The sequence below is a fragment of the Aeromonas sp. 55A genome, assembly GCF_051919665.1.
GTDB lineage: Bacteria > Pseudomonadota > Gammaproteobacteria > Enterobacterales > Aeromonadaceae > Aeromonas > Aeromonas veronii.
The window spans coordinates 591,969-615,861 of the sequence record NZ_JBQBEH010000008.1 but is presented as its reverse complement, the minus strand read 5'-3'; the positions used below and the strand labels follow the sequence as shown (position 1 = coordinate 615,861).

Annotated in this window: 22 protein-coding genes and 1 pseudogene; 13 read left to right on the top strand and 10 right to left on the bottom strand. The window is 60.7% G+C overall.

Annotation, left to right across the window (positions count from 1 at the left end):
* Positions 1–260 precede the first annotated feature (260 nt).
* On the bottom strand, positions 261–2,207 hold the full coding sequence (acs, locus tag ACTG2G_RS06750; RefSeq protein WP_421387236.1) for an acetate--CoA ligase: 1,947 nt from the start codon (positions 2,205–2,207) through the stop codon (positions 261–263).
* Between the two features lie 169 nt (positions 2,208–2,376).
* On the opposite strand from acs, the gene ACTG2G_RS06745 reads away from it, so the two are divergent.
* A complete protein-coding gene (locus ACTG2G_RS06745; RefSeq protein WP_216951969.1) occupies positions 2,377–2,655 on the top strand; it encodes a hypothetical protein in 279 nt (92 codons plus the stop codon).
* A 277-nt stretch (positions 2,656–2,932) separates the two neighbouring features.
* Positions 2,933–3,133, top strand: coding sequence for a hypothetical protein (locus ACTG2G_RS06740; protein ID WP_421387235.1), 201 nt, complete (start codon positions 2,933–2,935; stop codon positions 3,131–3,133).
* A 27-nt stretch (positions 3,134–3,160) separates the two neighbouring features.
* On the opposite strand, the gene ACTG2G_RS06735 is transcribed toward ACTG2G_RS06740, so the two are convergent.
* The 6 genes from ACTG2G_RS06735 to torC all read right to left on the bottom strand — a co-directional run bounded on the left by ACTG2G_RS06735 (position 3,161) and on the right by torC (position 9,914).
* Entirely contained in the window at positions 3,161–3,784 is a 624-nt protein-coding gene (locus ACTG2G_RS06735; protein ID WP_421172939.1) for a hypothetical protein, read from the bottom strand.
* Entirely contained in the window at positions 3,774–4,913 is a 1,140-nt protein-coding gene (locus ACTG2G_RS06730) for a hypothetical protein (protein WP_421313401.1), read from the bottom strand. The genes ACTG2G_RS06735 and ACTG2G_RS06730 overlap by 11 nt, the downstream gene beginning before the upstream one ends.
* 170 nt (positions 4,914–5,083) lie before the next feature.
* Positions 5,084–5,452 carry a hypothetical protein gene (locus ACTG2G_RS06725; RefSeq protein WP_421333579.1) on the bottom strand — a complete coding sequence of 123 codons (369 nt, stop codon included), beginning with the start codon at positions 5,450–5,452 and terminating at the stop codon, positions 5,084–5,086.
* Positions 5,453–5,459: 7 nt separating this feature from the next.
* Positions 5,460–6,128 (bottom strand): molecular chaperone TorD, encoded by a 669-nt coding sequence (gene torD, locus ACTG2G_RS06720; protein ID WP_421387232.1) that lies wholly within the window; start codon positions 6,126–6,128, stop codon positions 5,460–5,462.
* A gap of 99 nt (positions 6,129–6,227) precedes the next feature.
* Complete coding sequence (torA, locus tag ACTG2G_RS06715) at positions 6,228–8,720, bottom strand: trimethylamine-N-oxide reductase TorA (RefSeq protein ID WP_421387230.1); 2,493 nt, start codon at positions 8,718–8,720, stop codon at positions 6,228–6,230.
* 27 nt (positions 8,721–8,747) lie between these two features.
* Positions 8,748–9,914, bottom strand: coding sequence for a pentaheme c-type cytochrome TorC (gene torC / locus ACTG2G_RS06710; protein ID WP_439985300.1), 1,167 nt, complete (start codon positions 9,912–9,914; stop codon positions 8,748–8,750).
* Positions 9,915–10,059: 145 nt separating this feature from the next.
* Here torC and torR point away from each other — a divergent pair, with 145 nt between their 5' ends.
* The gene (gene torR / locus ACTG2G_RS06705; protein WP_421387228.1) at positions 10,060–10,773 is read left to right on the top strand and encodes a two-component system response regulator TorR; all 714 of its coding nucleotides are present in this window, start codon (positions 10,060–10,062) and stop codon (positions 10,771–10,773) included.
* Between the two features lie 36 nt (positions 10,774–10,809).
* On the opposite strand, the pseudogene ACTG2G_RS06700 reads toward torR, so the two are convergent.
* Positions 10,810–11,215 (bottom strand): annotated as a pseudogene (locus ACTG2G_RS06700) (GFA family protein).
* A gap of 37 nt (positions 11,216–11,252) precedes the next feature.
* Positions 11,253–12,299 (bottom strand): TMAO reductase system periplasmic protein TorT, encoded by a 1,047-nt coding sequence (gene torT / locus ACTG2G_RS06695; protein WP_439985299.1) that lies wholly within the window; start codon positions 12,297–12,299, stop codon positions 11,253–11,255.
* A 70-nt stretch (positions 12,300–12,369) separates the two neighbouring features.
* On the opposite strand from torT, the gene torS reads away from it, so the two are divergent.
* Complete coding sequence (torS, locus tag ACTG2G_RS06690; protein ID WP_439985298.1) at positions 12,370–15,195, top strand: TMAO reductase system sensor histidine kinase/response regulator TorS; 2,826 nt, start codon at positions 12,370–12,372, stop codon at positions 15,193–15,195.
* 48 nt (positions 15,196–15,243) lie between these two features.
* Here torS and ACTG2G_RS06685 read toward each other — a convergent pair whose 3' ends face one another.
* Positions 15,244–15,528 carry a hypothetical protein gene (locus tag ACTG2G_RS06685; RefSeq protein WP_421387225.1) on the bottom strand — a complete coding sequence of 95 codons (285 nt, stop codon included), beginning with the start codon at positions 15,526–15,528 and terminating at the stop codon, positions 15,244–15,246.
* Between the two features lie 324 nt (positions 15,529–15,852).
* Between ACTG2G_RS06685 and glyA the strand changes: the two genes are divergently transcribed.
* The 9 genes from glyA to ACTG2G_RS06640 all read left to right on the top strand — a co-directional run bounded on the left by glyA (position 15,853) and on the right by ACTG2G_RS06640 (position 23,739).
* Positions 15,853–17,106, top strand: coding sequence for a serine hydroxymethyltransferase (glyA, locus tag ACTG2G_RS06680; RefSeq protein ID WP_005338884.1), 1,254 nt, complete (start codon positions 15,853–15,855; stop codon positions 17,104–17,106).
* 150 nt (positions 17,107–17,256) lie between these two features.
* On the top strand, positions 17,257–17,706 hold the full coding sequence (nrdR, locus tag ACTG2G_RS06675; protein WP_005338880.1) for a transcriptional regulator NrdR: 450 nt from the start codon (positions 17,257–17,259) through the stop codon (positions 17,704–17,706).
* A gap of 199 nt (positions 17,707–17,905) precedes the next feature.
* Positions 17,906–19,015: a bifunctional diaminohydroxyphosphoribosylaminopyrimidine deaminase/5-amino-6-(5-phosphoribosylamino)uracil reductase RibD gene (gene ribD / locus ACTG2G_RS06670; RefSeq protein WP_421387223.1), complete on the top strand. Its 1,110-nt coding sequence runs from the start codon at positions 17,906–17,908 to the stop codon at positions 19,013–19,015.
* A 55-nt stretch (positions 19,016–19,070) separates the two neighbouring features.
* The gene (locus ACTG2G_RS06665) at positions 19,071–19,724 is read left to right on the top strand and encodes a riboflavin synthase (RefSeq protein ID WP_043823065.1); all 654 of its coding nucleotides are present in this window, start codon (positions 19,071–19,073) and stop codon (positions 19,722–19,724) included.
* Positions 19,725–19,873: 149 nt separating this feature from the next.
* Complete coding sequence (gene ribBA / locus ACTG2G_RS06660) at positions 19,874–20,983, top strand: bifunctional 3,4-dihydroxy-2-butanone-4-phosphate synthase/GTP cyclohydrolase II (protein WP_021230382.1); 1,110 nt, start codon at positions 19,874–19,876, stop codon at positions 20,981–20,983.
* Between the two features lie 349 nt (positions 20,984–21,332).
* Complete coding sequence (gene ribH / locus ACTG2G_RS06655) at positions 21,333–21,803, top strand: 6,7-dimethyl-8-ribityllumazine synthase (protein WP_005338866.1); 471 nt, start codon at positions 21,333–21,335, stop codon at positions 21,801–21,803.
* A 14-nt stretch (positions 21,804–21,817) separates the two neighbouring features.
* Entirely contained in the window at positions 21,818–22,231 is a 414-nt protein-coding gene (gene nusB / locus ACTG2G_RS06650) for a transcription antitermination factor NusB (RefSeq protein ID WP_005343514.1), read from the top strand.
* A gap of 57 nt (positions 22,232–22,288) precedes the next feature.
* Positions 22,289–23,248, top strand: coding sequence for a thiamine-phosphate kinase (thiL, locus tag ACTG2G_RS06645; RefSeq protein WP_247823990.1), 960 nt, complete (start codon positions 22,289–22,291; stop codon positions 23,246–23,248).
* Complete coding sequence (locus tag ACTG2G_RS06640) at positions 23,245–23,739, top strand: phosphatidylglycerophosphatase A family protein (protein WP_151286983.1); 495 nt, start codon at positions 23,245–23,247, stop codon at positions 23,737–23,739. The genes thiL and ACTG2G_RS06640 overlap by 4 nt, the downstream gene beginning before the upstream one ends.
* The last annotated feature ends 154 nt before the right edge of the window (positions 23,740–23,893 follow it).

The window sequence follows — 23,893 nt, the reverse complement described above, 5'->3', positions numbered from 1 at the left end:
CTATCTATCAGCTATCTTGTGGACTACCAGAAATCTAGCCATTTTCTGCGCAAATCGGTGTGCCCTGGCACACAGATTTCGCAATTATATTGATTTCGTGAAAATTAGCAGCATTTTACTGGTCTAATCTCTACATCTGGCTATTTATTGCCCATTTTGGGCGGCAAGGCTCCGTAGCTACCGCCTTGCTGTTTGCTGGCGGATGAGAAACGACAAAGCCGGCACAGAGCCGGCTTTATTGAGCAACAAACGAAGCGGGATCATGCAGCTTCCGACTTCTCGCGGATCAACTTGTCCACTACGCCCGGATCCGCCAGGGTGGAGATATCCCCCAGACTGTCGGTCTCGCCGGTAGCGATCTTGCGCAAGATGCGGCGCATGATTTTGCCGGAACGGGTCTTCGGCAGCCCTTCCGCCCAGTGAATGACATCTGGCGTAGCGATGGCGCCAATCTCCTTGCGCACCCACTCCTTCACCTCTTTGTGCAGCTCGCGGCTCGGCTCTTCCCCGGCGATCAGGGTGACATAGGCATAGATGCCTTGACCCTTGATCTCGTGAGGAACCCCCACCACCGCCGCTTCAGCGATCTTGGGATGGGCCACCAGCGCCGATTCAATTTCGGCGGTACCCATGCGGTGGCCGGAGACGTTCAGTACATCATCCACCCGACCGGTAATCCAGTAGTAGCCGTCCTCGTCGCGACGGGCACCGTCGCCGGTGAAGTAGCGGCCCGGGAAGGTGGAGAAGTAGGTCTGCTCGAAGCGCTCGTGATCGCCGAATACGGTGCGCATTTGGCCCGGCCAGGAGTCGGTGATCACCAGATTGCCCTCGGTGGCGCCCTCCAGCGGCTCGCCCATGTTGTCGACCAGCGCCGGTTGCACCCCGAAGAAGGGACGAGTCGCCGAGCCCGGTTTCAGGTCGGTGACGCCGGGCAGCGGCGTAATCAGGATGCCGCCGGTCTCGGTCTGCCACCAGGTATCGACAATGGGGCAGCGCTCATCGCCAATGGTGCGGTAGTACCACTCCCAGGCTTCCGGGTTGATGGGTTCACCCACCGAGCCCATGATGCGCAGGCTCTGGCGCGAGGTGCCGGTGACCGCTTCGTTGCCTTTGGCCATCAGGGCGCGGATGGCGGTGGGGGCGGTATAGAGAATGGTGACCTGGTGCTTGTCCACCACCTGACTCATGCGGTTGGTGGCCGGGTAGTTGGGCACCCCTTCGAACATGATGGTGGTGGCGCCGTTGGCAAGCGGCCCGTAGATCAGATAGGAGTGACCGGTAACCCAGCCCACATCGGCGGTACACCAGTAGATATCCTCTTCGTGGTAGTCGAACACATACTTGAAGGTGAGGGTGGCATAGACCAGATAGCCGCCGGTGGTGTGCAGCACCCCTTTGGGTTTGCCGGTGGAGCCGGAGGTATAGAGGATAAAGAGCGGATCTTCGGCGTTCATCGCCTCGGGCGGGCAGTCGCTGCTGACGGCTGCGGTCGCTTCATGCCACCAGATGTCGCGGTGGTTGTGCCAGGCGACATTGCCGCCGGTGCGCTTGAGCACGATCACCTTGTTGACCTGGGTATCCGGGTTGGTGAGCGCTTCATCCACATTCTTCTTGAGTGGCACCGGACGGCCGCCACGCAGTCCCTCGTCGGCGGTGATCACGATGCGCGAGCCCGAGTCGATGATACGACCAGCCAGTGCTTCCGGCGAGAAGCCGCCGAATACGATGCTGTGTACCGCGCCGATGCGGGTACAGGCCAGCATGGCGATGGCGGCTTCGGGTACCATCGGCATATAGAGGCAGACCACGTCGCCGCGGTGAACCCCTTGTGCTTTCAAGACGTTGGCGAACTTGCACACTTCGCTGTGCAGCTCGCGGTAAGTGAGTTTGCGATCTTCGGCCGGGTTGTCCCCTTCCCAGATGATGGCGACCTTGTCACCCCGTTCGGCGAGATGGCGATCGAGACAGTTGGCCGAGACGTTGAGCTGGCCATCTTCAAACCATTTGATGGAGACATGGCCCGGATCGTAGGAGGTGTTCTTGACCTTGCTATAGGGTTTCATCCAGTCGAGAATTTTTCCCTGCTCTCCCCAGAAGGTATCGGGATCCTCGACGGAGGCCTGATACATGGCGGCGTAGTCGCCCTTGTCGAGCAGGGCGCTGTTGCTGATATGGGGTTTGACCGGATAGACCTTGCTCTCGCTCATCACTCACTCCTTTGAATACATACTTTTAATAATTAAGTAACAACTTATACCTTTGGCTGATGGGGGCAATTAGACTTTTGGATAGACAGCAACATTTGGTTACAGGGTAATGGGTGACACTCAGGTGGTGAGTGAGTAAAAAGGAGGACTTTGATGGATGGAGGTAGTTATGTTCTCTCTATTGCTCTGTGCATCCCTCTGGCAGTTTGATGTGCCTGTACTGGCAGACAAGCCCCCCAAAGAGTTTGCGATTACGCATCAGGAGCCGTCACAGACCGTGCGGGATCGGGTTGCCGATCAGCTTGGCAACGCATGGCAGGCAAAAAAACCGGGGGCCAAATTTTCCCTCAGTGAGCCTGGATCCCGTTACTCTGGCGACTCACCGCTCACACGCATGCTCAATGAGCGGGATGATGGTGGTGTTCCCACCCTGACGTTTGGCAGATAGTCATATCTATCGCCAGGGGATTTTCCCCTGCTGCACCAATGACATCATCATCCTTTGATGAACGCAGTCGACCTGACGTTGCGTACCAATAGATAATCCCTTTTTCCCCTGTTAAGGGCTTCTGGGCACAGATGTTCAGCCTGAGTTGCAAGCCCTTGCTACCGTGGTCCTTTTGACATCCCGAGAGAGCGTTATGTCGCTAACAGGGGATGTTTATCATGCGCGATCAGAGCGTTAGTGCTTGAGCTGTGCGGCTTGCTGGCAAAGAGGGCTGACGATGATTGACTCTGTTGTAATGGAATTTGGCAACATGGTTGGCATGTTGCCATTTGGTCAGGAAACCTGGAGTGCGCAGCAACAGGATATCCCCCTGATTGCAGGAAGCAGTTGCATTGTAGAGCCTAATGATGCGATGGGTTTGACTGTCTGTGCTGTGCGTTTTCATTTGGCTGGACCCAAGATAGGTGGGCGCTGGTAAACGTGGAAGTTGCCTGTGGTGTGAGTGTTACCAGCTGAAGCGATAGCTCAGGGTCAGGTTCACGACGGGTTGCCAATCGCAACCCTGGATGAGCCACTGCTTGGCACCCGCTTCTGCGTCGAGTTGCCACTTTTGCCAAGCCCAGCTGTGCTCCAGGGTTAGCCCCCAGTCTCGCCAACCTTCATGAGCATCATAAGCAGCCATGTGGGCCTGACTGCCCCGGGTCAGCCAGAGGTTGAGGGAGAGCCCGGCCGGCAGCGGCAGGCTGTGCTCCATGTACCAGAGCTGGCCATAACGGCCAGTGAGGTCGACGAGCTGGGACAACGTCAATTGATGGTCATCATCCAGCTGCCATCCCAGGCGCCACATAGCACTGAAACGGGTACTATCAACCACTGGCATGGATCCGACTCCCAAGGCGATAAAACTCTTTTCATAGAGAGGTAGTGCCAGCCCGGCACTGCTTCCGTTAGTGAAAAGGAGCCCAACCTGGGTCTCCCGTTCATAACCCCACCAGAGTTGGCTGTGCTGGGTTGCGTTACTACTGGCCTGGTTACTGTCCAGTTGCCAGCTGCTGCCGAGTAACAACTCCTTTGCTTGCAATGGTAGCGTTACCAGTATTAGCAGCGACAGCCAATACTTATTTGCCATATAGCCGCGCCCAGTCCCGATCCTGATGCATTCCCATCAGATGACAGATGATGCCGGAGCGCTGGAAAGCATAAATCAGCAGTACGCTGGCGGTGCAGAGCAACATGATAAGGCCAAAACTGTTGGGCAGTATGGTGCCCTGACGGGCGGTCCACCACAGTAGCAAGGGGCCCCACAGGTGCACGAAGATGCTCTTGTGGAAGATGAAGACGGTCAGCGAGTACATGCCGATCCAGTTGAGTGGTCGCCAGCAGAGACGGATATTGTGTTGGTGTAGCCAGAGCACGGTACCGATCACCAGAAACTCCATACCCCAGATCCCGGCTCGGCCGATCATGTCCAGCGCCAGTTCGTGTTCGTTGGCGTAGATGTCGTTGAGCTCGACCGTGCTTGTCTCGCCGAACATGAGATAGATGGCCAGCGCCACCAGCGACAGCGTCAGTACCAGACGGTTGAGGCGATCTCGCCATTGTGGGCGCTGATGCCAGCACCAGCCATAGAGAAAGCCGAAACAGCCACTGGCCATGAAGAGGTCGAGACGGGCATCCAGCTCATAGTCGGGGTGAACGTGCAGCTTCATCCAGCTGTCGATATGGCCGAGCAGATCCTGTACGCCGAGTTGATCCAGTAGCAGGCTTAGAAGGGTCAGCAGGAGCATGCCGCGGATGCCGAACCAGGCATACACCATGGAGAAGAGCGCCAGCAGGCACATCCAGAGCATGACCGGGTAGAACGAGATGGCCTCGCCGAAGTTGGGGGCGATGACCAACCCTTCGACATAGAGCATCAGTATGATGCTGGTAAACAGGGCCAGCTTGCTGCCCAGCTGCGGCTTGAAGCTGGCCTGATCGCGGCGGCTCAGGTTGAATGCGGCCAAGGCCAGGTAGATCTGGCTGACCCAGGGGATTAACCAGGCTGATGCGTGTGCTGTCAGCTGATCCATGGGGAGCAGGTGTCCCGCCATTGCCTTGTGTGATACATAGAAGCTGTCCCACAAGGCATGTTCCCGATTGAAGAAATCGATGTACCAGTAGTTGAGGTAACCGGTGTAGTGCTCGAAGACGGCCATGAAGATGACAAGCCCGCGCAACAGATCGAGGCCTGTGATGCGCGCATCCTGTGGAGGCATATGATTGCTCCTGTGTAGTGTGGCGAAAGGAGCGGCACTATATCGGCTTTTGTAAAACTGAACGGGAGCTGAATGTAAGCAAATATTACGGGGAGCTGTACCGATGTGCTTGTAATGACTGGGAAGTGCCTGACCTTGCTGTCATGATTTGCAATATTATTGGCTGTTTTTTAGCCTTTCTCTCGGCCAAATGCCTGAATACCGCGCACCAGTACCAGCCAGCCGATCAGATGGAACGGGAGGGCAAGCAGATAGAGCAGCAGGAAGTGCGACTCGCTGCCACTGCTGTTGATGAAGTCGATCCAGGCGGCCAGCAGCGCCAGCATGCCGGCAATCTGGAAGCGGCGGCGCAACACCACCTCGACGCCGAGATTGGCAAGGTAGAGGGTGAGCAGGATGCCGGCAAAGCCGGTGAGCTGGGCGGTACCGTAGAGCTCGCGATCTGGGTTGAACAGCAGCGCAATCAGGGGAGTAATGCCCTGATCCAGCGGGATCAGGGCCAGCAGCCAGCATGCAATCAGAAGCAGGGCTGTCTTCATCGCAGGCTCAGTCGACGGACGGTGCCGGTTTGACCAGAGAGAGGTAGTTGGCATCCATCTTGAGGAAGACCCCCAGCAGACGGGCACTGGCGCCGTAGAAGCCAAACCGGTCGGCGGCGCGACAGGCGCTTTCGAACTTGTCAAACCAGCCCAGCAGATGGCCGTGCAGCAGCGCTTCCTGCTCGTCGAGCCAGCGTTCCCGCTCGGCTGCGCTCTTGGCTTCCGCCGCGCGGATGATGAGATTGCCCATCAGATCCAGCTCGATAGCCAGATGGTCGGCAGGCTCTTTGTATTTGTCGCTGACATTGATGCCGAGGCGATCGAGGCGGGCCTGCATCTCGGCCATCGGGGCCTGCATCAGCAGCTTGGCCTCGCCGCGATAGAGCGATTCGTAGGGCAGGGCGCCCTGTTTGGGATCCACCAGAAACAGGCCGGCGAAGTCGGCGGCGAGTTCCAGCTGGCGATCCGGGCGCACCAGCAGGCGGGCGATGGCCTCGTTGAGTTCGGCCACGGCTTCGCGCATCGGATCAAGGGTGGAGAGGCTTTTCAGGAAGCTTCGCACATCATAGGTGTCATATTCGGCGATCTGCTCATCACTGAGTTCGGCGGCGAACAGGGTGGAGAACCACCAGTAGAGTTCGGCCCGGCGTTCGCTGGTAGCCATAAATTCCTGCATTTTTCCTCCGTGGATGGCAATCGGGAGCCTTGATGGCTCCCGATTCTAACGACTTTAAAAATAAAGGAAACTCAAGGGGGCGCTTTCGTCCCCCCTGGGTCAGCGTGCCGGGAACATGGGGTCGATGCCCTTGGCCGATTCCGGCGCGCCGAAGGCAGTGATGGCGGGTGCCTGTCCGCGGAACTTCTCGATCTCCACCAGCGCGGTATGGGCCGTGGTGGCCTGCGCCAGGCTGGAGGAGCCGATGTCGGCGGTCAGCACGTTGGGGTCACCATAGGTACAGAGCGTACCTACCTTGCCACCCTCTTGTGGGCCATACCAGGCTCCTTCCTGAATGCGCACCACCCCAGGGGCGTAGTCATCGCTCACCACCAGCCCGGCCAATACCTGACCGCGGCCGTTGAACACCCGCACCAGATCGCCATCCTTGAGGCCACGGGATTTGGCATCCTGCGGATTCATGTAGACAGGTTCGCGACCCTGCACCGTGTAGGTGGCTCGGTAGTTGTCGGAGGAGCAGAGCTGGCTGTGCAGCCGCTTGTCCGGGTGGCAGGATTGCAGGTGCAGCGGGTACTGTTTGCTGCCCGGCCCGCCGTGAGAGCGCTCGTAGGGTTCGATCCAGACCGGATGGCCCGGGCAATCCCCATAGCCGTAGTCGGCGATGGTCTTGGAGTAGATCTCGATAAGGCCAGACGGGGTACCGAGGGGTTCCAGATCCGGCTCCTGACGGAACGACTCGTGGCGCACCCAGGGCTGGCCCGCCGGGAAGGTGACGAAGCCCTCGCCGTGCCAGAACTGGCTGAAACGGGGCAGACGAATGCCGATGCCGCGGCCCTGCAGGCGGGCGTCGTCATAGATGCTCTGGATCCACTCCAGCTTGCTCTTGCCGCCGGTGAACTCGGCCTCGCGACCGAAGCGACGGCAGAGATCGGCGAAGATGTCGTAGTCATCGCGCGCCTCGAACAGCGGCTCTACCACCTTGTACATGGCCAGAATGCCCGCGTTGGAGTGGGAGCCCCACTGCTCGATGTCATCGCGCTCATAGGTGGTGGTGGCGGGCAGCACGATATCGGCGAAGCGGCAGCTGGCGGTCCACTGGTGATCGATGCTGACCACGGTTTCCAGCTTGCGCCAGGCCGCGACCATCTTGTTGCGATCCTGCTGGTGGTGGAACGGGTTGTTGCCGCAGAACACCGCCATCTTCATGTGGGGGTAGGTGATGGTCTGGCCGTTGAAGGCGATCTGCTTGCCCGGATTGAGGATGCAGTCGACGAAACGTGCTACCGGAATGTACTTGGAGTAGCCCTTCCAGTCGCCGTCATGGAGCGGCTTGACCCCGGGAATTACCGAGCTGAAACCGGACATGATGGGGCCGCTGGAGGTGATGGTGCCCGCTCCGTTGTAGTGCCAGCCAAAGCCGTAACCGCCCCCCGGCAGGCCGATCTGGCCAATCATCGAGGCCAGTACCACCAGCATCCAGGCGTACTGCTCGCCGTGGTGCATGCGTTGCACACACCAGCCGCCGATAAGCTGGGTACGACCACTGCTCATGGCGCGGGCCAGCTCGCGGATGGTCTCGGCTGGTACGCCACAGATGGCGGCGGCCCACTCGGCATCCTTCACCTGACCATCGCTGGTGCCCAGCAGGTAGGGCAGGAACTTGTCAAAGCCGGTGGTGTAGTTCTTCAGGAACGCCTCGTCGTGGCGCTTCTCGCTGTAGAGGGTGTGTGCGATGCCCAGCATCAGCGGTACGTCGGTCTGCGGATTCAGGGTCACCTGATCGCAATTGAGGTACTTCTGGGTCTTGGATTTGACCGGATCGACACTGATCACCCGGATCTCGCCTTTGGCCACCTTCTCTTTCAACTGCGCCCAGTAGTCGTAGACGCTGTGATCCGGCACCAGCCAGCCCACCTGCAGGTTCTTGATGGGATCGGAGCCCCAGATAACGATGGTCTTGCTGTGTTCCAGCACCAGCGGCCAGGAGGTCTGCTGCTCGTATACCTCCATGGCGCCCGCCACGTGGGGCAGGATCACCTGGGCGGCACCGGTGGAGTAGTCACCAGCCTTGGCCAGATAGGTGCCGTGCAGGTTCATGGCGCGCCCCAGCATGGCACCAGCGGAGTGCAGCTTGCCCACCGACTGCCAGCCGGAGTGGCCGGCATAGAGGGCGCTCGGGCCATAGATCTTCTGCACCCGCTCCAGCTCGTGATAGAAGAAGTCCAGCGCCTGGGACCAGGTCACCCGCACGAAGCGGTTCTGGCCACGTTCGCTGGTGTCGGACTGGTGGCCCTTGCGCAGCCAGTCCAGCCGCACCATGGGGTAGCGGATGCGGGAGGGATTGTAGACCACTTCATTCAAGGCCTTGAGCATGTCGGTGGGGTGCTTGTCGTGCTCGAACGGTAGGGTCTCGACCCAGCGGCCATCGACCACCCGGGCACGGAAGGCACCCCAGTGGGAGCCGGACTGCACCAGCTTGTCGCCGGACTCGGCGGCCATCACGGCGCGACCGAGCAGGGAGGGGCCGATCAGGGCAGAGGCACCGCTGGCCAGCAAGCCACCCAGAAAACCACGACGGGAAATATTGATCATCTTGTTATTCCTCTTTCGAATCCGGACTTAGTGGCTGCCCTGACCACCGGTATCGGCGGCATGGTTTTGCAGGTATTTGAGCAGGGTGCGCTCCTCTTCCTTGCTCAGGCGATAGTAGGCAGACATCGCCTTGAGTCCCGAAATCCAGCCGTTGGCAGTGAAGTGAGCGGGATCCGGCGCGCCGTGGCAGGAGTTGCAGGTGGATTTGTACATCTCGCCAGCGTAATCCCAGATCGGTTTGAGCGAGGACTCAAAGCCCTTGCCATCGACCCAGGCCTGAACCTGAACCTGCTCCCACTTGATATGGGTGGCGCTGTCGGTCTCCTGCTTGAGCACTTTCTCGCTCGCTTTCAGTTCGTCACGGATGGTGGCGACGAAGACCCGCTTGCCCATGTATTCGCTCAGCACCCGGCCCTTGCCGTCGCTCTCACGCCACCCTTCGATGGTCACCTTGAGGCGATCGCCGCTGCGGTCCACCACATCGATGCGGGAGGCGGGCAGCAGTTTGCCGACCGGGTAGCTGCTCTGTTCGCTGGCATAGAGATCTTTTTCACCCAGGTTGTAGAGGGTCTCGGCGGCTGGCGCCTCTTGCGCGTCGTTGACCAGGGTGGCGTAAGTGGCCCGGAAGCCGCCCGCCATGTTGGGCAGTTCGTGGGCGATGCCCTTGTGGCACTCGATGCAGTTCATGTTCTTCGCCGCCGCATCTTTCATCGCCAGCGCTGCCGCCGGGGACTGCTTGGCGTGATCCATGTTGTCGTAGCTGTGGCAGGACTTGCAGGTCTTGGAGTTTTGGCTGCTCATCCGCGCCCACACCTTCTCGGCCAGATGCAGGCGCCGGTCTTCGAACTTCTCCTGGGTGTCGATGCTGTGGCCTATGTACTCCTGATAGAGGTCGTTGGCCGCCTCCATCTTGCGGGCCACCTTGCCGACGAAATCCTTCGGCTGGTGACAGTCGGTACAGACCGCCTGTACCCCTGAGGCATTCTTGAAGTGGATGGACTCCTTGTACTCCGGATAGACGGTGTCTTTCATGGAGTGGCAGGAGATACAGAATTCGAGGCTGCTGGTTTTCTCAAAGCCGTAGTGCAGGCCGACGGTGCCCGCGAGGGTGACGCCGACGCCCACCAGAAGCAGCGTCAGTACCGACCAGCGACGGCTGGGGGTGCGCAGGAAGTGCCACAGTTTTTTCATCATGCTCTCTCACATCACTTTTTTGATGGGAGCCATGATAGGGAGGCGTTGTGAACAGGGCTGCCGCCACAAATTAATGAAATAGGGGTATTTATGACAAAATGTGAATAGAATAATCCTCCCTTGTCGACCATCGTGAACCCTGCCCATGAGCTACCACATTCTGGTTGTTGAAGATGATGCGGTTACCCGCGAGAAGCTGACCGGCTATTTCGAGCGGGAGGGCTATCGGGTGGCGGCGGTCGAAAATGGCCAGGAGATGCGCGCCGTGCTGGCGGAGCAGACGGTCGATCTGGTGATGCTGGATATCAATCTGCCGGGGGAAGATGGTCTGCTGCTGACCCGTGAACTGCGGGCGCGCAGCACGGTAGGGATCATTCTGGTCACCGGCCGCAGCGATGCGGTGGACCGGATTGTTGGCCTCGAGATGGGGGCCGACGACTATGTCACCAAGCCGTTCGAGCTCAGGGAACTGTTGGTGCGGGTCAAGAATCTGCTGTGGCGGATCTCGCTGGCGGCCGCCGCGCCGAGCGAGCCTGCGGTGGCTGACGATGCGGTGCGCTTTGGCCCCTGGCGTTTTGATATTCCCCGCCGCCAGCTCAGCAAGGACGGAGTGCCGGTGCGTCTGACCAAGGCCGAATATGAAGTGCTGGTGGCCTTTGTCGCCCATGCCGGGCGGGTGCTCAGTCGGGAGCGGATCCTGACCCTCATCAGCCATCGCGGCGATGGCCCGAGCGATCGCACCATAGATGTGTTGATCCGGCGGCTGCGCGGCAAGATGGAAGCGGATCCGCGGGATCCCCAGCTGTTTGTCACCGTCCATGGTGAAGGCTATCTGTTTGCCGGCGAGATAGCCTCCTGACCCCGTTGCGGTGGCCCTGGCCTGTTTGACCGGGTATCAGACCGGCGGGCGTGTATCAAATTGCGGGCAGTCGTCGCCAATCTGGTGCCAGGGCGCCTTGGAGCCAACGAAGATGTGAAACGCGGGTCGCTGGCTCGGCACATCGTCCAGTACCCCGAGGCGCAGGTTGATCTTGCCGCTGCTGCTCTTCTGGCTGAACAGGCTGGAACCGCAGTGACCACAGAAGGCCAGGGTGGTCTCTGCCGATTTCCGGTAGCGGCCGATGGCCTCTTCCCCCTTCACTATGGTGACCTTGCTGCCATCCAGTCCGCCGACCGAGGCGTAATCTCCTCCTGAAAACTTGCGGCATTCGCTGCAGTGGCAGTTCCCCATTATAGTCGAACTGATCCGGCAGGGTCAGGGCGACGGCGCCGCACAGGCAGCTTGCATGTAACTCTTTCATCTCTTCTCCTTGAGTGTGCTAATCGGATTTGGAACGGCTATTCGACCCGATAGACGGGACGAAAAGCGCCATCCGAGAGGGAATCTGCGGGGACGGCCAGCGGTGCAGACAGCGTCAGAATGGGTGGCCCCATCACCCGCGGGCACTGCTCGGCATTGGCATCAGGGTGTTGCAGCAGGCAGACCGCCTGAGCGACCGCAAGGCGCCCCTGCAGCCGCATCTGATCGCTGTTGGCGGCGAGGATCTTGCCCCGGCGCAGGCCCCGCTGTACCCCGTGGCTGAAGTAGGTGCTCAGCACCTGGGGTCTGTCGAGACGGCGCTGCGCCAGCTCGTTGACCGCCACTTCAGCGGCGATGGCGCCCCCCACCAGATAGTCGAGGTCGGGATAGCGGGCCAGCGTCTGCTGCACCAGGGTGCGCTGGATTTCCCGGCTGTTGTCGCCGCGCTCGGTGGTGACCAGCTTGATGGCGCTCCCCTTGATGGCATCGGCAAAGCCCGGCTCGACGAAGTTGTTGCCGCCACTTGCCTGCGGGCCGGGGAAGAGGGCGACCGAGACCGGTTTGCTGCCGGCGGGGTGACGCTGCGCCAGCCAGTGGCCGATTTGCCAGCCCATCTGGTACCAGGAGACCCCCACCTTCGCCTGCACCAGACCGCTGGGCAGATCGTTGACCAACCCAAAGACCGGCAACGGCGTGACCTTGATGGCCTCGCGCAAGCCCTGATAGCTCACCGCGCCGAGCAAGATGGCGTCGCTCCCTTCCTGCACGCAGCGCTGCAACTGTTGGCGCTGCTCGGCGAGGGCACCGTAACCCCCTGCTTCGTGGATCTGCAACTTGACTCCCAGCCGCTTCGCTTCGTCCACCATGCCCTGATTGACCGAAAGCCAGTAGGCGTCGCGCAGATGGGGGTAGAGGGCACAGAGGGTCAGCGGTTTGGTTGCGGCGGCGGGTTCCTGCCACTGCTGGCGCACCGGCTGGCCGCTGAATTCGCCGCCGGGCCAGATATCGACTGCAAAGGCGAGGGCGGCGCGGGGAAGCATTAGCAACCAGATCAGCAACAACGGGGAGAGATAGACGCTTCGCATGGCCAGGGGTTTTGTTAAAGTGTTGGGCCATATTATCCGGTCAAAGCCGACCACAACCAAGGGACTTCCCGTGAGAATCTTTTCCGGCCTGGGTGGCAAGTTGCTGCTGGCCTTCTCCCTGATGGCGTTGTTGACCCTGAGTGCCTCCCTGCTGGGCTGGGTGGGGCTTAGCCATCTGCGCCAGCTGGAGCTAGGGGTGCAGCAGACGTTGGCCGATCAGGAGCTGGCCCGCACGCTCTCTCGCCTCAGCGGCGAGATCCAGAGCGCGTCGCGGCTGCTGGCCACCGCGACCAGCGAGCAGGAGCGGGAGCATCAGGGACGCTTGCTCACTCTGCAGGGGCAACAGTTGCAGCAGGTACTGGCACAACTTGGCCGTGGGCAGGGTTCAACAAGCCTCGATCAGCTCAGCCAGAGCATTATCGGTAATCTGGGTCAGCAGGGCTGGCTGGTGGGAGAGCGACTGACCCTGATGGCGCAGGGGGAGGCGCAGCGGGCCCGTCTGGTGGCGGCGGCTGGGCAGATCGCCGAGCTGTCGAGAAGCCAGATGGAGAACGCCGAAACCGTGATGGTGGCGGGGTTGGGTTCCCTCTACCAACAGCAAGGTGCGCAGGCGACCCGGACGCTGGACCGCCTGCTGGAGCAGGATCTTGACTGGCTGGAGCAGATGACCGAGCTGCGTCATCGTACCCTGATGCAGCAGCAGCGCATCGAGGAGATGTGGCGCAGCGAACGACAGGAACAGTTGCAAACGCTATTGCAAGAGGGGCTGCGGGAGCTGGCCATCTTGCAACTGCGGGCCGGGGCTGTGACCGACCCGGCCCGCCGGCAGGCGGTGGAACAGGCGCTGACCGTGCTGGCACAGAGCGACAAGCTGGTGCAACTGCGCAGCGACTGGCTCGGCAAGGGGGAGGCGCTGCGGGTGCTGGCCAATGCCAATGAAGCTCTGATGAGCAGTCTCAACCAGCAGGTCGGAGAGCTTGTCAGCCGTGCCCGCGATTCGCTGGGGCAGAGCCAGCAGGCGCTAAGCCAGCGCCTCAGGCTGCTGGAGCAGGCGTTGATGGGCATTGGCCTGCTCACCCTGCTACTACTGATGCTGCTGATGTGGCGCATGGTCTACGGCCGGATCGTCTGGCCGCTGCAACGGGCGGTGGCGGGGATGAGCCGGTTGGCACGCGGAGATCTGGCACCTCTTGAGCCGATCGCCAGCACCGGGCGCGATGAGCTGGCGGAGCTGGGCCGAGCTTTACAGGTGTTTCGTGACAATGCGGTCGAGTTGGGCCGCTATCAGCGAGAGCTGGAGTCGCGGGTCGAGGAGCGCACCGGCCAGCTCAGCCACGCCAACGAGCGGCTCAATGAGGAGGTGGAGAAGCAGCGGCAGGCTCGCGCCGAGGCCGAGCAGGCCAACCGGGCCAAGTCGGTGTTTCTCGCCACCATGAGCCACGAGATCCGCACCCCCATGAACGGCATTCTCGGGGGCCTGACGCTGCTGGAAGATACCCACCTGAGCGATACCCAGCAGCGCTATCTGGCCGCCATCGAGCACAGTGGCGAATCCCTGCTGGAGATCCTCAACGACATTCTCGACTACTCCAAGATCGAGGCGGGCCATGTGGAGGCGCGCCGCGAGCCCTTCCCCCTGTTCCAGCTGGTGGATGAACTCAGCGCGTTGTTCCGGCCAAAGGCTGCGGCCAAGGGGGTCACCCTGGCGCTGGAATATGCACCCGAGCTGGCGCCTGTGGTCGAGGGGGATCTGGGCAAGCTGCGGCAGGTGCTCGGCAACTTGCTCGGCAATGCGGTCAAGTTTACCGCCCGTGGCCAGATTACCCTGACGGTGGCGCCTCTTGCCTGCCAAGGCCCTTGCGCCGAGCCCTGCATCCGGTTTGTGGTGCGCGATACCGGCCCCGGCATTCCGGCCGATGAGCAGGAGGCGGTGTTCGAGGCGTTTCGCCAGCGCAAGCGCGATATAGGCCATCAGGGCGGCACCGGGTTGGGACTGGCGATCAGCCGCAAGCTGGTGGCCGCCATGGGGGGCGAGCTGATCCTTGCCAGCGAACCGGGCAAGGGGTGTGAATTCAGCTTCAGCCTGCCCTTGCAACGCTCGAGTGCTCAGCTGCCTGCCGAGGCGCAACCGCTGCACCTTGGCCAGTCCCGCGACATCCTGCTGGTGGAGGATAACGAGATCAACCGGCTGGTGGCGCACGGCATGCTGACCCGCCTCGGCCATCGCGTCACCCTGGCGGAGGATGGTCGCAGCGCGCTGGCGCTGGTGACCGAGCGCCCCTTCGAGCTGGCGCTGCTCGATATCAATCTGCCCGATATGGACGGCATGACCCTGCGCGAGGATCTGGCCGCCATCAGCGAGGAGATGCATGAGCGGCCGCTGCCCGCCATCGCCATCTCGGCCCAGATGTATCCGGAGGATATCCGCCACTGCCTTGCCGCCGGGTTTGTCGATTTTGTCGGCAAGCCGGTGCGGCTGGCGGTGCTGGCGAACGCCATAGATCAACTATTTCGGCAAGAAGGGGCCTCTATCGAGCCGCAGGTGCAGTTATCAGTAGCCGTGCCCCCAACTAACCACCCCGAGTGGGCCAATCCGGTGCTGGATGCCGATCTGCCCCTGCTCGGCATGGCGCGGATCCGTCAGCTGGTCGCGCTGTTTGAGTCGCAAGGGCGGGTGTTGGTGGATAAGTTGGCTCAGGGTGAGGGAAGTGAGCAACGTCAGCTGGCGCACAAGCTCAAGGGGAGTGCGCTGGCGCTTGGGTTGACCGAATTTGCCAGCCACTGTGCGGCTCTTGAGGCGGGAGGCGGGGAGCCTGCGACAATCGGGGCGCAATTTGACGCGGCGGTGAGCGGGTTGCAGCAGTGGTTGGCGGCCGACAGGGATGCGCCGTTTTGATCCCTGCTGGCGATGCACAACGTTCAGAGGGGGCCAGCCCCTGCGCCGTTATTCGCTCTCGCGAAACAGCACCTGCTTGCACTTGGCACAGACCCATTCCCGACGAAAATCGGTCAGGTGCACCATGCCCACCTCCAGCAACTCGTGGTGGCCGCAGTGATAACAGAAGATGATATCGCCATCGACTGATTCAGGGTGGGCCGCCAGATAGTCGGCTTTGGTGGGGAGCTGCTCCCACGAGGTGGTGGGGACATGTTTGCGTTGGCTGGTGTAGTAGATCCAGTAGAACAGAAAAAAGACAGCCAGGATCACGAATGTCAGCAGATGGTCCATCTTGAACTCCTCCGGTTAGGTGCAGCCCCTCGGATGCATGGCTGCAATCAGCTCCATCATCATTAAATTTGTTTCGAATGAATATGTTACAGGATGGATAAAGAGGGCGTTGTGATCCCCTTCGGGTTTTGCCCGCCTGCAGCGGGATGAAAAATGTGCCGTTTGGCGGAGCGGCCAGGGTATTGAACGGGGAGGGAATCTTGCTTTTTACAACATAAATTCAACATTTTTTTAGGTGGTTGGACTGTCTCTTTGATCCAGCTCACGTTACAATGCCCGCGCCCACTTCACCTAACGCGCAAACGATTTTCAGGAGAGAAACGGATGTTGAAACGTGACATGACCATCGCCAATTATGATCCGCAATTGTGGCAGGCCATCACAGACGAAACCCGTCGTCAGGAAGAGCATATCGAGCTGATTGCGTCTGAGAACTACACCAGCCCCCGTGTCATGGAAGCCCAGGGCTCCCAGCTGACCAACAAGTACGCTGAAGGTTACCCCTCCAAGCGTTACTACGGTGGTTGCGAGTATGTGGATGTGGTCGAAACCCTGGCTATCGAGCGCGCCAAAGAGCTGTTCGGTGCCACTTACGCCAACGTGCAGCCGCACTCCGGCTCCCAGGCCAACAGCGCCGTTTACATGGCTCTGCTGCAGCCGGGCGACACCGTACTGGGCATGAACCTGGCCCACGGCGGTCACCTGACCCACGGCTCTCCGGTCAACTTCTCCGGTAAGCTTTACAACATCGTGCCTTACGGTATCGATGAGTCCGGCAAGATCGACTACGACGACATGGAACGTCAGGCTGTCGAGCACAAGCCGAAGATGATGATCGGTGGCTTCTCTGCCTACTCCGGCATCGTTGACTGGGCCCGCATGCGCGAAATCGCTGACAAGGTCGGTGCTTACCTGTTCGTAGACATGGCCCACGTGGCTGGTCTGATTGCCGCTGGCGTCTACCCGAACCCGGTTCCCCACGCTCACGTGGTCACCTCAACCACTCACAAGACCCTGGCCGGTCCGCGCGGTGGTCTGATCCTCTCCGCCGCTGACGACGAGGAGCTCTACAAGAAGCTCAACTCTGCCGTCTTCCCGGGTGGTCAGGGTGGCCCGCTGATGCATGTCATCGCCGGTAAAGCCGTTGCCTTCAAAGAGGCGCTGGAGCCCGAGTTCAAGACCTATCAGGCTCAGGTCGTGAAAAACGCCAAGGCGATGGCCGCCACCTTTATCGAGCGCGGTTACAAGATCGTCTCCGGCGGTACCGACAACCACCTGATGCTGGTTGACCTGATCGGCCGCGAGCTGACCGGTAAGGATGCTGACGCTGCGCTGGGCAAAGCCAACATCACCGTCAACAAGAACTCCGTGCCCAACGACCCGCGCTCCCCGTTCGTCACCTCCGGTGTACGCATCGGTACCCCGGCCATCACCCGCCGCGGTTTCAAGGAAGCCGAGTCCATCGAGCTGACCCACTGGATCTGCGACGTACTGGACAACCACGACAACGATGCCGTGCTGGCCACCGTGCGTGAGAAGGTGCTGGATATCTGCCGCCGCTTCCCGGTTTATGGCTGATAAGCCAGACCATCCGGTTTGAGACCAATGCCACCTGCGGGTGGCATTGTTTTTTCTGGCTTTTACCGGTTTTGGATGGCCGTGCTACACTGGCCGACCTAGATCCTGGCCCGCCGGGCCGGTCCCTGTTCCATTAACGCCGGAGGTCCGATGCATTGCCCATTCTGTAGTGCGGTTGATACCAAGGTGATCGATTCCCGCTTGGTGGCAGAAGGCCATCAGGTGCGCCGCCGTCGTGAGTGTCTGCTCTGTCACGAGCGTTTTACCACCTTCGAGATGGCCGAGCTGGTGATGCCCCGCGTCATCAAGTCCAACGGTTCCCGCGAGCCGTTCAACGAAGACAAGCTGCGTGCCGGCATCCTGCGGGCGCTGGAGAAGCGGCCGGTGAGCATGGAGGCCATCGAAAAGGCGGTCAACCATATCAAATCCCGCCTGCGTGCCACCGGCGAGCGCGAAGTCGCCTCCGAGCTGGTAGGCAATCTGGTGATGGATGAGCTCAAGAGTCTGGACAAGGTGGCCTATATCCGCTTTGCCTCCGTCTATCGCAGCTTCGAAGATATTCGCGAGTTCGGTGAAGAGATCGCCAAATTGGAGAAATGATGGTATCGGATGGGCAAGTGGATATCCGCTTCGCCCCTCTCTACCTCAGGACACGAAGATATTCGCGAGTTCGGCGAAGAGATTGCCAAGCTGGAGAAGTAAACCTCCATGCTCACCCATGTTGCCGCGTCCGATTACGCTGCGCTAATCGAACCTACGATACTGCGTAAAGTCGAGATGTGTTGTCAAAGGAGCCCGAATGTTTAGTCAAGATGATTACCAATGGATGAGTCGGGCGCTCGAACTGGCCCGCCGCGGCTGCTACACCACGGCCCCCAACCCCTGCGTCGGCGCCGTGCTGGTCAAAGATGGCGTGGTGGTTGGCGAAGGGTGGCATCAGAAGGCGGGCGAGCCCCATGCCGAGGTTTACGCCCTGCGCGCCGCCGGTGACAACGCCCGTGGCGCTACCGCCTATGTGACCCTCGAACCCTGCTCCCACCACGGCCGTACCCCTCCCTGCGCCGAGGCGCTGATCAACGCCGGGGTGGCCCGGGTGGTGGCGGCCATGGTTGACCCCAATCCCCAGGTTGGCGGACGCGGCCTGCGGATGCTCTCCGAAGCGGGCATCAAGACCGATTTCGGCCTGCTGGCGAGCGAAGCCGAGGCGCTCAACCCGGGCTTTTTCAAGCGGATGCGTACCGCCTTCCCGCGAGTGACCGTCAAGCTGGGGGCCAGCCTCGATGGCCGCACCGCCATGGCGAGCGGCGAGAGCCAGTGGATCACCTCCCCGGATGCGCGCCGCGACGTGCAGCGGCTGCGGGCCCGTCACGATGCAGTGCTCTCCAGCGCCGAAACCGTGCTGGCCGATGGCGCTTCCCTGACCGTGCGCTGGGACGAGCTGCCCCCCTCGGTCAAGGCGAGTTATCCCAAAGAGACCCTGCGCCAGCCGCTGCGAGTCATCGTCGATTCGCAAAACCGCCTCACACCCGACTTGCCGCTGTTCCAGAGCGAGAGTCCGGTGCTGCTGGCCCGTCACAAGGCGTCCGGCGAGTGGCCCGAGTGGGTGCAGCAGCTGGAGCTGCCGCTGCTGGATGGCAAGCTGGATCTGGTCAGCCTCTTCATGCTGCTGGCCAAGCAGAACGTCAACTCGGTTCTGGTCGAGGCGGGCCCGCGGCTCTGCGGCGCTCTACTGGATAAGGGGCTGGTGGATGAGCTGGTGCTCTATCAGGCGCCCAAATTGATGGGTGACGAGGGGCGTGGTTTGTTCCATCTGCCGGGCCTGACCCGGCTGTTCCAGGCGCCCAAGCTCGTCATCAAGGACGTGCGCATGGTGGGGCCGGATATTCGCATTACCGCCAAAATAGCCTGATCTTTCAATGTTCAAGGGGGCATCTGCTGCCCCCGTCATCAGCAAGGTGATCTGCATGTTTACCGGAATTATCGAAGCGGTGGGGACCCTGGCCGAACTGCGTCGTCAGGGGGAGGACATGGCCCTCACCGTCCACGCACCAGGTCTGGATTTTAGCGACGTCAAACTGGGCGACTCCATCGCCACCAACGGCGTCTGTCTCACGGTCGTAGCGCTGGGCGACAAGAGTTATACCGCCGACGTGTCGCTGGAAACCCTCTCACGCACCGGTTTTGCCGCCGCCAGGGTGGGCGATCGGGTCAACCTCGAGAAGGCACTGATGCCTACCTCCCGCCTCGGCGGCCATCTGGTCTCCGGCCACGTGGATGGGGTAGGGGAGGTGAAAAGCGTCTCCAGCAGCGGCCGCGCCATCGAGTACTGGATCAAGGCGCCGGGCGAGCTCTCCCGCTATATCGCCGAGAAGGGCTCCATTGCGGTAGATGGCATCAGCCTCACCGTGAACGCGGTGCAGGGGGACCTTTTCCGTCTGACCATCGTGCCCCACACCGCGCAGGAGACCACTATTGCCAGCTGGAAGCCGGGTCACAAGGTCAACCTCGAGGTCGATCAGATCGCCCGTTATCTGGAGCGGCTGATGATGGGGAAAAGTCAGGAGAGCAGCGCCTCGACCCTGACCATGGAGACCCTGGCCAAGGCCGGCTTTCTCTGACGGTGTGCGCTGAATCTGGCCCCCAAAACGATTTTCTGTGATCCCGCTCTGATTGAAATGGAGCCGCTAGCCCCAATCTAGAGCAACATACACTCGCATTTGCGTTGAGCCTGCTGGCTCAACCCCCAAGCACACTGATGGAGTAGCCCATGGCGCTGAGCACAACCCAGGAAATCATTGCCGATATCAAGGCTGGCAAGATGGTGATCCTGATGGATGACGAAGACAGGGAGAACGAAGGGGACCTCATCATGGCCGCCTCCTGCGTCCGTCCGGAGGATATCAACTTCATGGCACGCTACGGCCGTGGCCTCATCTGCTTGACCCTGACCCGGGATCGCTGCAAGCAATTGGCGCTGCCGCTGATGGTGGATCGCAACAATGCTCAGTTTTCCACCGCCTTTACTGTCTCCATCGAAGCGGCAGAAGGGGTGACCACAGGTATCTCAGCCGCCGATCGCGCGGTGACCGTGCAGGCGGCAGTGGCGCCCAATGCCAAGGCGGCCGATCTGGTGCAGCCAGGCCACATCTTCCCGCTGATGGCGCAGGATGGCGGCGTGCTGACCCGTGCCGGCCACACCGAAGCCGGTTGCGATCTGGCCCGTCTGGCCGGTTTCGAGCCTGCCGCCGTCATCGTCGAGATCCTCAACGAGGATGGCACCATGGCGCGCCGTCCGGATCTGGAGGTGTTCGCCGAGGAGCACGGCATCAAGCTTGGCACCATCGCCGATCTTATCGAGTACCGCAACCAGCACGAGACCACGGTCGAGAAGGTGGCCGAGTGCAAGCTGCCCACCGAGTTTGGCGAGTTTGACCTCATCACCTTCCGCGACACCATCGACAATCAGGTTCACTTCGCCCTGAAAAAGGGTGAGGTGCAGGCCGACCAGCCGACCCTGGTGCGCGTCCATCTGCACGATGTGCTGAGCGATCTGCTGTTGACCGACCGTCATGCGGCCCGCAGCTGGCCGCTGCCCAAATCCATGGCCCGCATCGCCGACGAAGGCGGCGTGCTGGTGATTTTGGGGGCGGAATCCCATGGCGCCGAGCTGCTGGCTAGGGTCAAAGGTTTTGAAGCCGCCGACAAGGGGCTAGCACCGGAAGGAGCCAAGTGGCAGGGCACCTCGCGCCGGGTTGGCGTGGGCTCCCAGATCCTCAAGGCGCTCGGCGTGAGCAAGATGCGCCTGTTGAGCTCGCCGAAGAAGTACCATGCCCTCGGCGGTTTTGGTCTGGAAGTGGTTGAGTACATCGGCGAGTAACGTTCTACCAGAGAAGTACCATCCTCTTCCGGGCGGTTTCGGTCTGGAAGTGGTTGAGTACGTCGGCGAGTAAAGCTCCACCAGAGAAGTACCATCCCCTTCCGGGTGGTTTCGGTCTGGAAGTGGTTGAATACGTAGGCGAGTAAAGTTCCACCAGAGAAGTACCATCCCCTTCCGGGCGGTTTCGGTCTGGAAGTCGTGGAATTTACCGGCGAGCAAGTGCGCCGGACTGGTTACATCGCGATCATGGCCGTCTATTGCGGCCATGGTTTTTGTCGTGGGTCTGTTGTGCTAGAATGTGCGCACTTTTGACTCCGGCCCTTTTGATTGCACAGATACAGGATTTCCAATGAAGGTTATCGAAGGAAATATCGCCGCTCCTGAGGCGCGCGTTGCTATTGTTGTTGCCCGTTTCAACAGCTTCATCAACGACAGTCTGGTGAACGGCGCGGTGGACGTACTGAAGCGTCAAGGTCAAGTGCAGGACAGCAACCTGACACTGGTAAAAGTGCCGGGCGCGGTTGAAATGCCATTGGTCATCAAGAAGCTGGCCAAGAGTGGTCAATACGACGCCATCGTGGCGGTCGGTACTGTCATCCGTGGCGGCACCTACCACTTCGACCTGGTGGCAAACGAGAACAGCAAGGGCATGGCCCAGGTAATGATGGAATATGAAATTCCCGTTGCCTTCGGTGTGCTGACCACTGAAAACATTGAACAAGCCATCGAGCGTGCAGGTACCAAGGCGGGTAACAAGGGTGCAGAGGCTGCACTGGCAGCGCTCGAAATGATCAACGTCCTGAAAGAACTGGACGTGTAACGAGGAGAAGTACATTGAAACCGTCTGAGCGCCGTAAAGCCCGCCATTGCGCCACCCAGGCCATCTACCAGTGGCAGATGACCAAGGCTAACGTGGGTGACATCGAAGAGCAGTTCAAGATCGATCAGGACACCAAGGGTGTAGACCTGAACTATTTCCGCGATCTGCTGTTCGGGGTAGCCCTCCACTGCAGCGAGCTGGACAAGGTGTTTGCACCTTTCCTCTCCCGTCCGCTGGAAGAAGTGGACATGGTGGACAAGGCGATCCTGCGTCTGGCGACCTACGAGCTGACCCGTCGTGATGATGTACCGCCGCGCGTGGTCATCAACGAAGCGATCGAGCTGGCCAAAGCTTTTGCTGCCGATGACAGCCACAAGTTTGTCAACGGTGTACTGGACAAGGTGATCAAGTCGCTGAACAAGCGTTGATCCTGCTGTCCGTCAGCATCTAAGAGAGGAGCCAGCTTATTGCTGGCTTTTTACTGTATGGGTGAATTTGAGCTGATTGATAAGTACTTCAAGGTCCCCCACGCCCGCAAGGACGTGGTGATGGGCCCTGGAGATGACTGTGCCCTGCTGACCCTGCCCCCCGATACCCAGCTGGCGGTGAGCACCGACACTCTGGTGAGCGGCGTACACTTCTTTCCCGACATGGATCCGGTGGATCTCGGCTACAAGGCGCTGGCGGTCAATCTCTCCGATCTCGCCGCCATGGGGGCCGAGCCGCGCTGGGTGTCGCTGGCGCTGACCCTGCCCGCCATCAACGAAGGCTGGGTTGCCGGTTTTGCCGAAGGGTTTCTGGAGCTGGCCGAGTACTACAATGTGGCGCTGGTGGGCGGAGACATGACCCGCGGGCCGCTCTCCATCACCATCTCGGTGAAGGGAGCGGTGCCTGTCGGTCGCGCCCTGATGCGCAGCGGTGCCAAAGCCGGTGACGGCATCTATGTGACCGGCACTCTGGGAGATGCCGCGCTGGCGCTCTCCCACCTGCTGGGCAAACGCACTCTCAACGAGAACCAGCTGGCGGCCGTGCTGCCACGGCTCGACCACCCCCATCCCCGCATTCTGGCCGGTCAGGCGCTGCGCGGGCTGGCGGGCAGTGCGCTGGATCTCTCCGATGGTCTGGCATCGGATCTCGGCCATATCCTCAAGGCCTCCGGCGTGCGGGCCCAGATCGATCTCGATCTGCTGCCGCTCTCGCCGGTGCTGCAGGATGCGGTGAGCGAGCAGGAGGCGTGGCAACTGGCGCTGGCCGGTGGCGATGACTACGAGCTCTGCTTTACCGTACCGGAGGAGCACCGCGGCGCGCTCGATACGGCGCTGGCCCACAGCGGGGTCAAGTTCAGCCGCATCGGCCGCATCGTGGCGGGCGAGCCGGGCATCGACTACCTGCGTGGCGACCAGGCGGTCGAGTTGCAACTGAAAGGGTGGGATCACTTCGCATGAGTTTGTTTAGGATAAAGCCCGAGCTGACACGACTGGATCTGAAAAATCCGCTTCATTTTTTGGCGGTGGGGTTTGGTTCCGGTCTCTCCCCCAAGGCGCCGGGCACCATGGGCACCCTGGCGGCCATTCCGCTCTACCTGCTGGTGAGCGGGCTGCCGACCTATTGGTTTATCGCCCTGCTGGTGGTGGGATTCCTGATCGGTATCCGCATCTGCCAGAGCGCCACCGATGCCATCGGCATGCCGGATCACGGCGCCATCGTCTGGGACGAGGTGATCGGCTTTGGCGTCACCATGATCGCCGCGCCAGCCGGTTGGGAGTGGGTGGTGGCGGGCTTCGCGCTGTTCCGGTTGTTTGATGTGCTCAAGCCCTGGCCCATCTCCTGGTTTGATCGCCGGATCCACGGTGGCCTGGGCATCATGCTGGACGATCTGATCGCCGGCCTGTTCGCCCTGTTTTGTATGCAATTACTGGCATTCTGGCTCGGTTGAGAGCCATCTTCCGGGGGATGACCGTTCTGGCATTCCCCGATTTATATCTGCTTAATTTTCATTCATCGGCATATGCTGCCGTTTATCATCCATTTCACATAAATATTCACTACTCATTCGGGGCTCGTGATTGTTTTGGAAATAGTGATAAATG